The organism is Streptantibioticus ferralitis (genome assembly GCF_029223525.1).
Taxonomy (GTDB): domain Bacteria; phylum Actinomycetota; class Actinomycetes; order Streptomycetales; family Streptomycetaceae; genus Streptantibioticus_A; species Streptantibioticus_A ferralitis.
The window spans coordinates 31,879-42,641 of record NZ_JARHTQ010000050.1 but is presented as its reverse complement, the minus strand read 5'-3'; the positions used below and the strand labels follow the sequence as shown (position 1 = coordinate 42,641).

General features: G+C 69.2%; 10 protein-coding genes. 6 read left to right on the top strand and 4 right to left on the bottom strand.

The genetic code is table 11. The features are described 5' to 3' along the window. Positions 1–193: 193 nt before the first annotated feature. A complete protein-coding gene (locus P2L57_RS37580) occupies positions 194–2,302 on the bottom strand; it encodes a HelD family protein (RefSeq protein WP_275822618.1) in 2,109 nt (702 codons plus the stop codon). Positions 2,303–2,620: 318 nt separating this feature from the next. Between P2L57_RS37580 and P2L57_RS37575 the strand changes: the two genes are divergently transcribed. Both P2L57_RS37575 and P2L57_RS37570 read left to right on the top strand, forming a co-directional pair. Beyond that, a complete protein-coding gene (locus P2L57_RS37575; protein WP_275822617.1) occupies positions 2,621–2,854 on the top strand; it encodes a hypothetical protein in 234 nt (77 codons plus the stop codon). 93 nt (positions 2,855–2,947) lie between these two features. Next, complete coding sequence (locus P2L57_RS37570; protein WP_275822615.1) at positions 2,948–4,180, top strand: glycosyltransferase 87 family protein; 1,233 nt, start codon at positions 2,948–2,950, stop codon at positions 4,178–4,180. Here P2L57_RS37570 and P2L57_RS37565 read toward each other — a convergent pair. The 3 genes from P2L57_RS37565 to P2L57_RS37555 all read right to left on the bottom strand — a co-directional run bounded on the left by P2L57_RS37565 (position 4,177) and on the right by P2L57_RS37555 (position 7,485). Continuing rightward, positions 4,177–5,826, bottom strand: a complete 1,650-nt coding sequence (locus P2L57_RS37565) for a DNA repair helicase XPB (RefSeq protein WP_275822613.1) — start codon at positions 5,824–5,826, stop codon at positions 4,177–4,179. The two genes, P2L57_RS37570 and P2L57_RS37565, sit on opposite strands and share 4 nt — an antisense overlap. A 277-nt stretch (positions 5,827–6,103) precedes the next feature. Beyond that, positions 6,104–6,643 carry a hypothetical protein gene (locus P2L57_RS37560; protein WP_275822610.1) on the bottom strand — a complete coding sequence of 180 codons (540 nt, stop codon included), beginning with the start codon at positions 6,641–6,643 and terminating at the stop codon, positions 6,104–6,106. A gap of 266 nt (positions 6,644–6,909) precedes the next feature. Continuing rightward, entirely contained in the window at positions 6,910–7,485 is a 576-nt protein-coding gene (locus P2L57_RS37555) for an HD domain-containing protein (RefSeq protein ID WP_275822608.1), read from the bottom strand. Positions 7,486–8,164: 679 nt separating this feature from the next. On the opposite strand from P2L57_RS37555, the gene P2L57_RS37550 reads away from it, so the two are divergent. The 4 genes from P2L57_RS37550 to P2L57_RS37535 all read left to right on the top strand — a co-directional run bounded on the left by P2L57_RS37550 (position 8,165) and on the right by P2L57_RS37535 (position 10,573). After that, positions 8,165–8,635 carry an ATP-binding protein gene (locus P2L57_RS37550; RefSeq protein ID WP_275822607.1) on the top strand — a complete coding sequence of 157 codons (471 nt, stop codon included), beginning with the start codon at positions 8,165–8,167 and terminating at the stop codon, positions 8,633–8,635. Continuing rightward, positions 8,635–8,817 (top strand): hypothetical protein, encoded by a 183-nt coding sequence (locus tag P2L57_RS37545; protein WP_275822605.1) that lies wholly within the window; start codon positions 8,635–8,637, stop codon positions 8,815–8,817. The genes P2L57_RS37550 and P2L57_RS37545 overlap by 1 nt, the downstream gene beginning before the upstream one ends. A 578-nt stretch (positions 8,818–9,395) precedes the next feature. Further along, positions 9,396–9,632 carry a hypothetical protein gene (locus P2L57_RS37540; protein ID WP_275822603.1) on the top strand — a complete coding sequence of 79 codons (237 nt, stop codon included), beginning with the start codon at positions 9,396–9,398 and terminating at the stop codon, positions 9,630–9,632. An 86-nt stretch (positions 9,633–9,718) separates the two neighbouring features. Then, positions 9,719–10,573 carry a methyltransferase domain-containing protein gene (locus P2L57_RS37535; protein ID WP_275822601.1) on the top strand — a complete coding sequence of 285 codons (855 nt, stop codon included), beginning with the start codon at positions 9,719–9,721 and terminating at the stop codon, positions 10,571–10,573. Positions 10,574–10,763 lie beyond the last annotated feature (190 nt).

Here is a 10,763-nt window from a genome sequence, read left to right as displayed (position 1 = left end):
GGTGGGAAAAGCCCGCCGCAGGCGCAACGGCGCCGCACCGCGCGACGAACCGCAACGACCCACGTACGAACCGCCCCCGCGCAACGAACCCGCACCGCCCCCGCGCAGCGGTACCGCACCGCACCGCCCCCGCGCAGCGGTACCGCACCGCGCCGCGCCCGCAAAGCAACCGCCCCCGAAGGGAACCCGCGGCTCACGCGCTGAGCGTCAGTTCCCCCGGCAGGGCGGCCGCATGTACCACGATCAGCCCGGAAACGGCCCGCGTCAGCGCCACGTACAAGCGGCGCAGCCCCGTGCGCACGTCCGGCTCGCCGTCGACGACCGCCGACGGCTCATCCAGCACCACGTAGTCGTACTCCAGGCCCTTGGCCAGCGAAGCCGGTACCAGGGTGAGCCGGGCCTGCTCGGAGGTCTCCTCGCCGGGCGAGAGACACGGCAGGCCCGCCTCGGTCAGCGCGCCCGCCAGCGCGGGGATGCGCGCATCCGCCGCGATCAGGCCGATCGAACCCTCGCGCTCCAGCGACTCGCGGCACGCCGCGATGACGGCCGCCGTCAGCTCCTCCGGCGCCACCGCCCGTACCCGCAGATCACCGGGCGACTCCCGGACCGAGGTGGCCGGGGCCAGGTCGGGAGCGATGGCGGGCAGCAGCCGAGAGGCGTACGCGATCACCTCGCGCGGCACCCGGAAGCCGCGCGTCAGCTCCTCCACGGCCGCCTCGGGCTTGCCGAGATGGGCCAGCGCCTCCTGCCAACTCGCCGTCGCCCAGGGCGTGGTGCCCTGGGCGATGTCCCCGAGGACGGTCGCGGAACCGGTGGTGCAGCGGCGGCCGACCGCCCGGTACTGCATGGGGGACAGGTCCTGCGCCTCGTCGAGTACGACATGGCCGAGCGAGGGCGTCCGCCGTACCAGGTCCATCGCCTCGTCGATCAGCACGGCATCCGCCGCCGACCAGGGCGCGGACTTCACGCCGCGACCCGGCTTGGCCCAAAGGATCTCCTTCTGCTCGTCCGCACTGAGCAGTCCGTCCGCGCACCGGGCGAGGAACTCCGGCTCCGACAGCAGCCGCAGCACGATCTTGGCCGGGTCGACCGGCGGCCACATCGCCTTGGCCGCCGCCTTGACCGGCTGGGAACGGGCCACCGCGTCCTGCACCCGGTCGTCCGGCGCCTCCCCGGCCGCCTCCATCCGGGTGAGCACGGCATGCGCGACGCGCTGCGGCAGTGCGTCGGCCGCCGCGCCGTAGCGGATGTCCCGTTCCTTCAACTCCGTGATGATGTCCTCCAGTTCATAGGCCGGGATGCGCCATCGCCGGGAGCCGCGGACCACCACCACCGGTTCCGTCGGGGTGGTGATCCCGCTGCGCACGGCGCGGCGCAGCACCTCTGCCATCCGGATGTCGCCCTTGAGGCAGGCGGCCCGCGCGGTGTCGGTGGCCCGCACCTCGACATGGGCCACCAGGTCGTCGACGGTGGCCTGCTTGACGTGCAACTCGCCCAGCGCGGGCAGGACTTGCTCGATGTAGTGCAGGAAGGACCGGTTCGGGCCGACCACCAGCGTGCCGGTGCGGGCCAGCCGCTCGCGGTGCGCGTAGAGCAGGTACGCGACACGGTGCAGGCCGACCGCCGTCTTTCCGGTGCCCGGCGCGCCCTGCACGCAGACCGTGCCCCCGATCCCGGCCCTGACGATCTCGTCCTGCTCGGGCTGGATCGTGGCAACGATGTCCCGCATCGGGCCGACGCGCGGCCGCTCGATCTCCGACTGGAGCAGCTTGCTGGTGGTGTCGGCCTCGGCCGGATCGGTGAGGTGTTCGTCCTCATAGGCCGTCAACTGGCCGCCGGTGTAGCCGAATCGGCGGCGCAGCCCGATGTCCATCGGGTCCTTGCGGGACGCCCGGTAGAAGGGTTGCGAGACGGGGGCGCGCCAGTCGATGACCATCGGGTCGCCGTCGGCGTCGTGCACATGGCGGCGGCCGATGTAGAACCGTTCGCCCTCCCGTCGCCCGCCACCGCCCCCGCCGGACGCGCTGCGCGCCGCCCCTCCTGACGCTCCCGCCGCCTGGTCGGCGCCGGGAGCGTGCAGATAGTCGAGGCGGCCGAAGAAAAGCGGGGTGTGGGCGAGGTCGGCGAGCGCCTCGATACGCTGCTCGATCTGCTGCTGGAGGACCTGTGCGTTGACCCAGTTCGCGGTCACATCGCGGATGTCGAGCGACTCGGCGTCGGCCCGCATGGCACGTAGCGCGGTACGGGACGCGGTGAGATGGGCGCGCTCACGGTCGAGCGGTTCGGGTGTGCCAATGGACACGGTGCGATGCCTCCGGCGGTACGCAGGGCAGACGTCCGGCGACGGACGTCGACATGTGGTGCGGCTCGGCTGCCGACCGGTTGCCGTCCGGTCGGCGCTCTCCCCGGCGCGCGGACGGCGTGGGAGGCGGCAAGACGCGCGATCCTACGCCGTCGCCGTCGGCAGCGCTAACGGATTTCCGGCGGCCTGCGGACCACCCCTAGGGGGCCGGGTAGACCTCCGGGTGGACGGCCTGCACCGATGGGGTACGGGATGTGGGCCGCCCGATCATCCTGGCGACCGATGTACGCCAAGGGGGTGAAAACCTACCGTGGAGGCATGGCTACCACGACATTCACCCCGATCCGGGGCAGCACCGCGATGGGGGCGCCGGATGACTCCGGCACGGCGGCGCGGCGTGCCCATCCGCGCCATCTCCTCGGCAGCACGATGCGCGCGATCGGCGTCTTCGCCGACACCGCGTTCCGCATCGTCATCCTCGGCACCGACGGCACCAAGCAGCCGGATCTCGCCCCCCGCGTACCCGGGCAATCCGCCAAGACCCAGGAATAAACGCTGGTAATCGGCATGTACCGCTGAGCGGGCGCCAGGCACCGCCGGGTAGGGTCGCCGCCGGGGCGGACGGCGATCGAAGGGTGTGGCTTGGTGAGTACGACAACGGCTGCGCGCAGCGCGAACCGTAAGGGGTGGGAAGCGCAGCCGCTTCGGGTGGCGTTGGCCGCCACCCCCCGGCGCCCGCTGATGCTCGCCACCGCACTGCTCGCCGTCTCCCTCACGGTCTACGCCGGACTGTGCCTGACGATGCGCTTCGAGATGGCCGACGCCGTCGTCTACAGGGCCGAGGGCCTGGCCGCCGCCACCGGGCAAGGCCTGTACGACCTGCGGGTCACCGAGTGGAACCTGCCCGCCACCTATCCGCCGTTCGCCGCGATCCTCTTCGTACCGACGTCATGGCTGCCGCTCGATGTGCTGCGGCTCGGCGCCACCGAGATCAACGTCGCCCTGCTGGGGCTGCTGGCCCACCTGTCCTTCCGCTTCGTGGGCTGGCCGCGCCGGGTGGAGCTGCGGCCGGTGGCGATCATCGTGGCGGTCGCGCTCGGGGTGTGGATCGAACCGGTCTTCCAGACCTTCGTCTTCGGCCAGGTCAACATCGCCCTGGCCTGCCTCGTCCTGTGGGACCTGGCCCGGCCGGACGGCGCGCGCGGCAAGGGTGTGGCGATCGGCATCGCGGCCGGTATCAAGCTGACCCCGGCGCTGTTCGCGGTCTATCTGCTGCTGACCGGGCGGGTACGGGCGGCGGCCCTGTCGGCCGCGTCCTTCGCCGGGACCGTGCTGATCGGCTGGCTGGCGCTGCCGGGCGCCACGGTCGACTTCTGGACCCGGCGGATGTTCGAGACCGAGCGGGTCGGCAAGGTCTGGATCGTCGACAACCAGTCCCTACAGGGCTTGATCGCCCGCCTGCTGCACACCCCGGACCCCGGCGCGTGGTGGACCATACCGGCCGCGCTCACCGCGGCCGTCGGCCTGGTGATCGCGGTGCGCGCGGCGCGCCGCGGGCTGGAAGCCTGGGGTGTGCTGTGCGCGGCGGTCACCGCGCTGCTGATCTCGCCGATCAGTTGGACGCACCACTGGGTCTGGTGCGTACCGCTGGTCGCACTGCTGGCCGCCGAGGCGCGCCGGGTGCGCTGGCGGTGGGCGGTGCTCGGCGCGGTGGTGGTGGCCTTCACCGCGCGCACGATGTGGATCGTGCACCAGCCGGGGCTGTTCGTCCTGCACCTGTCGTGGTGGCGGCAGCCGTTCGCCTCCCCCTACCCGCTGATGGGGCTGGCGTTCCTGGCCGTCGCCGCCGTCCGTACCCGGCGCGGCCACCGGGCCTAGACCTCGTCGCCGGCCAGGATGTCGTCGGCGTCCGCGATCCGGTACGCGTAGCCCTGCTCGGCCAGAAAGCGCTGGCGGTGCGCCGCGAAGTCCTGGTCGATGGTGTCGCGGGCGACCACCGAGTAGAAGTGCGCCTTGTGGCCGTCGGCCTTGGGCCGCAGCACCCGGCCGAGGCGCTGTGCCTCCTCCTGCCGCGAGCCGAAGGTGCCGGACACCTGGATGGCGACCGTCGCCTCCGGCAGGTCGATCGAGAAGTTCGCCACCTTCGAGACCACCAGCACGTTGATCTCGCCTGCCCGGAACGCGTCGAAGAGCTTCTCGCGCTGCGCGTTGGTCGTCTCGCCCTTGATCACCGGAGCGTCCAGGTGCTCGCCCAACTCGTCGAGCTGGTCGATGTACTGTCCGATGACCAGCGTCTGCTGGCCCTTGTGCTTGGCCACCAGTGCCTCGATCACATGCCGCTTGGTCGCGGTGGTCGCGCAGTACCGGTACTTCTCGTCGGCCTCCGCCGTGGCGTACGCCAGTCGCTCGGAGTCCGTCAGGTTCACCCGGACCTCGACGCAGTCGGCGGGCGCGATGTAGCCCTGCGCCTCGATCTCCTTCCACGGCGCGTCGAACCGCTTCGGGCCGATCAGCGAGAACACGTCCGACTCGCGGCCGTCCTCCCGTACCAGCGTCGCGGTCAGCCCCAGACGGCGGCGCGCCTGCAGGTCGGCGGTGAACTTGAAGACCGGCGCGGGCAGCAGATGCACCTCGTCGTAGACGATCAGGCCCCAGTCGCGCGAGTCGAACAGCTCAAGGTGCGAATAGATGCCCTTCCGCTTGGTCGTCAGCACCTGGTAGGTGGCGATGGTGACCGGGCGGATCTGCTTGCGCGTTCCGCTGTACTCGCCGATCTCGTCCTCGGTCAGCGAGGTGCGGCGCACCAGCTCGTGCTTCCACTGGCGCGCGGAGACCGTGTTGGTCACCAGGATCAAGGTGGTGGCCTTGGCCTGTGCCATGGCGCCCGCGCCGACCAGCGTCTTGCCCGCGCCGCACGGCAGCACGACCACGCCCGAGCCGCCGTGCCAGAAGCCCTGTACGGCCTGCTGCTGGTAGGGGCGCAGCGCCCAGCCGTCCTCGCGCAGTTCGATGGGGTGCGCCTCGCCGTCCACGTATCCGGCGAGGTCCTCGGCGGGCCAGCCGAGCTTCAGCAGCACCTGCTTGATCTGCCCGCGCTCCGACGGATGCACGATGACCGTGTCCTCGTCGATACGGGCGCCGACCAGCGGATGGATCTTCTTCGACCGCAGCACCTCGTGCAGTACCGGCCGGTCGGTGGTCTCCAGCACCAGCCCGTGGGTGGGGTGCTTGAGCAGCCGCAGCCGCCCGTAGCGTGCCATGGTCTCGGCGACGTCGATGAGCAGGGCGTGCGGAACGGGGTAGCGGGAGTACTGCACGAGCGCGTCGACGACCTGCTCGGCGTCGTGCCCGGCGGCGCGCGCGTTCCACAGGCCGAGCGGCGTGACGCGATAGGTGTGGATGTGCTCCGGCGCCCGCTCCAACTCGGCGAACGGCGCGATGGCGCGACGGCACTCGTCCGCGCTCGGGTGATCCACCTCCAGCAGCAGCGTCTTGTCGCTCTGGACGATGAGAGGTCCGTTCACGCGTTCCGCCCTTCCCGTAACCGCCAAACCTCCAGTGTGCCGCATCACGGCGAAAGGGGACGAGCCCCGGCCCGGGCGCCGCGAGAGCGTCCCGGCCAGCGCGCCGGGGACGCGCGCAGCCGTCCATGTTCGCCTATCGCGTGAGACCGAGGAAAGCACTGCTCCGAAGCGGCAGCGGGCGGCGTGCGAGTCGCTGTGCGAGGCACGCGGGTGGAACGTGGTCGTGGTCGAGGAAGACGTCGATGTTCGAGAACCGCTTGCGGTACTCGGGTGAGGCCTACCGCTGTCGGATGTACGAGCCGGGGTTGGGCTGATTTGCCGCGTCAGGCTGGGGTCGCAGCGCGCCGGCCCGCCCGCGCACCAGGAGGTTCTGCGGCCCCAGGCCGATCGCCAGGTACGCGTACAGCGACGCGGTACCCACCCCGGCCCCGGCTGTGTGGTCGATCCACAGGCTCAGCCCGATGTGCGCACCTATTGAGGCCAGCCAGAGCCCGGTGGTGGCCGCCGTTCCCTTGCGCAGCACCTCGCCCTGGGGGCCTTGCCATACCCGTACGGTCCGTGCCCTGGCCATGCCGAAGCCCGCCGCGACAGCCAGGCTCGCCACCAGGAGGACGACGGGCAACGTGGTCAGCGGGTGGTACTTGACGACCGAGGCGATGCCGAAGGCGATCCCCAAGGCGCCCAGGATGCCGAGGACGGCCGGGATGATCAACGAGCCATGGCGCCGCACCCGACGGGTGCGCAGCTGCTGCCGTACCACCAGACCGACGACCACCACGGCCATGACGAGGGAGGCCCAGCCATTCGTGCTCTGCATGTGTCCATCCCCGTTGTGGCACTGCGCTTAGGCAGCAGCACCGTCCCGCCCATTGCGCGCGAACGCCCACGATACGGGGCCGTGGACGGAGGGCGGCGGGCGGCCGTTGAGGGCGAACTCGCCTGCCACGTACCGCGGTTCGTCGTCGGCGGCCCGCGAGCGTCGTACTCGACGGTCCCGGGATTACGGGCGCCATCGCTGTGCGCAGATCGTGGCGAAGCCCTACGAAGGTTGTGCCCCCGGGCGTCGCTCTATAGGGGTGGCTCCTAGCGCAGGTACGTCTGCTGCCACTCCACCGAGGACATGTTCAGCGCCGCTTCGGCAAGCTCTTGCGCGGAAGCCGTCTTCAGGCTCGCAAGGCTTGTGTCAATCCAGTTCTGGACGTTCGAATGCCCTTGCTCACGGTACTCAACAGCCTGGATCAGACACTCCAACTTGTCGGCGTCATGCGCGACGATCACTTCCAGGCTGTCGCCGTTCTCGTACTCATCCACGACGCGCTGAATGCCGGAGGCGACGGCCGGGTGCGCTGCCGAGACCTGGTCAGCGGTCACCTTCTCGTTGGACGCCGCACTCAGGTATCGCCGACCGATGTGCGGGATGTCGCCGATGCGGGTCTCCTGGGTGTCATGGAAGACGCAGAGCAGTGCGACCTTCGCCGGGTCTGCCCCCTCCATCAGCGCAAGTACGGACCCAACGACGGCTGTTCGGAAGGAGTGTTCAGCGATCGTTTCTGGGTCCTTGACTCCAGCAATCCACCATCCCGACCGCTTGGCCCGCTTGAGCATGCCCATTTCCATCAGGAACCCCGCTGTGCCCGCTGCGATGGTCTTCTCCTCCATGGCTGTCCTCCGGTCGATCAGGTCTGATGTGCGCGTAGGAGCTGGCATACAACGCCGAGTTCACGGCGGGACCGCGATGATAAGTCCAGAGCATCCAGAGCGTACGTGGTTTGATCCCCCAGAACTCCCGCTACGGCTGCCTCGTCGTCGTCCGCCAGCGACCTCTCGATGAAGTCTCGTAACGGTTGAGGATCGCCCTGCCTCGCCAAGGCCGCAGCGATGCTTCGCGTCTCCACCCAGTGGACAGACCAACCCCGGACAGATAGCAGGCCACGGCGGCGATGCAGCGTCTCAGCCGTCCACCGGGGTGCGTCTTGACGCCTGTCATAGCTGGCGAGATACAGCGCTTGGCGGCGCAGCAGCGTGCCACTGGCATTGCTCGTGGCTCCTGTGCTGGAACGGCGCCTCGCTTTTGGCTGCGTACTCATCGTGCTCCCCGAGGAGTCGACCCTCTGGTGCTAACCCGTACCCGTAGTGAGTCCTACGCCACGCTCGCCACCCGTACGTTCATGCCGGTGAGCAGTCGGACCACCTCAGAGGGTGACGGCGAGCGCCAACTGAGCCTAGTTGGCCAATCAGTTGTTGTCGCCCCGTCGTCAACCCGCGAGGTCGGCCCACCCACTCGACGCAACGCCACAGGCCATCGCCAGGAGCAACCGTCATGATCTCTGCGGGCACCATGCGCTTCGTCATCCCGGGCACACCTCGCTTCGTCGGCCCGGCTCGCCACCGCATTGTTGCGGCTGCCAGGTGCTGGTCCGGCTCGCTCAGCGAAGAGAGCGCGCAAGCCATTGAGTTGGTCGCCTCCGAGTTGCTGACCAACGCCGTCAAACACAGCACCGGGCCGCTGATGGTCGGGCTGTATCAGGACACGGACCGCATCTTGCTTGAGGTCTTCGACGGCGACCCCGAGCCCCCGAAGAGGCGGCCAGTCACGGACGACGATGAGAACGGTCGCGGACTGTCATTGATCAACGCCCTGACCGTGAACTGCGGATGGGAGCCGACCGTCCGTGGCAAAAAGGTCTGGGCGGAAATGCAGGTCCTAGCCTCGTCCGACGACAGCGGCACATCGAACCGCCGCCCCTTACCGCGGCTTGAGTCGAGGACGGGTCTGGGCATCGCTCGCTTCGCGGCGGCGGTGGCCTGATGCCGGGGGAGCATGCTTTCGACGACGCGAGCGCAGGCGAGAAGACATTCACCGTCGCATGGGCCATCGCCCACGTCATCGCGCTGTTCTGTCTCGGCTCCGTTGTGCAGCAGGAGTTACAGGAGCCGACACCACCCAACTCCGCCTCCGCGCCGGACGCTCAGTCGGATTGGACGGCCTGAGATGACGAACTTGCGCCCGGATCTTCTCGCGTTCGTCGGGTACCAGGGTTCAAACGAGAGTCGGGAACGACTCGCCAAGCTTCCCGCCCCGTCACGTGAGCGGACAGCCGTGACGGCGCGGGAGGGGAAGCCCACCTCCGCCGTGTCATCCAAAGGGTTTCCCCCGGACCACACGAAGGGACTGGCGGAGGTGGGTTCAACAGATCACCAGCAGGGACCTCGTCCCTTTTGAACAGGAACGAGGAAGAAGGCGCCGGAGGCGACGTAACCAGCGCAGACCTCCGGCGCCGCCCATCAGATGAAGGGCGGTTCCATCATGGCCGATCCCAAGGGGCCGAAACAGCCGGACGACATGCCAACCCGGACACCGGCCCGGCCCCCGAAGCCGAGCTAAGCAAAGTCATCCGAAATCCAACACACGTCACAGCGTTGAAGGAGACACCCATGGGATGGGGCACAGGTAAGGGCGGCAGCGGCGGCGACGGTAAGCACGCCGGAGGCAAGGACCCGGGCACCGCGAAGCCGAGCCCGGACGGCTCGAAGCCGCAGCCGGAGCCCAAGCACAAGAAGGGCTGGCAGTGGAGTTCAAGCAAGAGCAGGTGGAGGCCGCCCTGCGCGGCCTCCTACTGTCCGTATCCGATGACCTGGGACGCGACCTTGACGAGCTGTGGGCGATGGCCGCGCGAGGTGCGCTCCGGCACAAGTTCCTGCCCGAGACGGCTTGGATCTACGACGACAGCGGCGATCTGCGCCCGTGCAATGTCAGGAGGAACCGGACGCGTGGCTTCGTGCCGCCTACGCCGATGATCCCGTGATCACGCAGGTCTGTGATGGTGCGGAACCCACGGACGGCGACGTATGGCCCTCGTCCTCTGCGTCCGCCCCGAGCATCGTCTTTCGGATGCTGCGGGAACTCGACGTGCAACTTGGCCAGACCGTGCTGGAGATCGGCACCGGAACCGGCTGGAACGCCGCGCTACTCAGCCACCGTCTCGGAGACCACCGTGTGACCACGGTCGAAGTGGACGCGAGCCTCGCAGCACGGGCACGAACGCGGATCGGCAGCGCCGGGTACTGCCCCCGCGTGATCTGTGCCGACGGGGCGGAAGGCTGGTTGCCCAGGGCTCCGTACGACCGCCTCATGGCAACATGCTCGGTCAACCACGTGCCGCAGATGTGGGTGCCGCAGATCGAGCCGGGCGGCGTCATCCTGACCCCGTGGGAGAGCCCATGGCTGTGCTACGGGCTGTTGCGGCTGGAGGTGGACGCCGACGCCAGCGCGAGAGGACGCTTCTCACCTCACTCGGCCTTCATGCTCATGCGCGGCCAGCGGACCAGCCTGCGGATCTTCCGCGATGTCGTCAAAGACGACCACCAACCGGCGGAATCGAGTACCCGCCTGTCCCCATGGACAGTCACAGGTGACGACTGGGACCTTCAGTTCGCCATCGGCCTGCGACTCCACGACGTGTGGCGCACCTGGCACGACAACCCCGACGTGGACGGGGTCGAGAAGAGGCTGTGGCTAGCGACCACGGACGGCAGTTCGTGGGCAGCCGTCGACTACGACGGCAAGCACGAAGATCGCTTCACGGTCTGGCAGTACGGGGCACGGAAGCTCTGGGATGAGGTCGAGTCAGCCCACCAGTGGTGGAAGGAAAACGACCGGCCCGAGGTGGCTCGGTTCGGCTACACCGTCACCAGCGAGGAACAGTTCGCGTGGCTCGATAAGCCCTCGAACCGCCTCGGCACCTGATCACTCAGGGCGCCCCCAGTCGGCTCCGTTCGTGCGCTGCCCCCCCCGTGGTGCATGAGCGGGGCTCCTTATGCTCTGGGCTGCGGAAATGGTAGGCAGGCGGCTCACGACGGCTTAGTACGCGCACCGGACCTGATCGCCTGGACGATGAGAGGTCCGTTCACGCCCTGGCCCTTCGCTCGTTCTACCG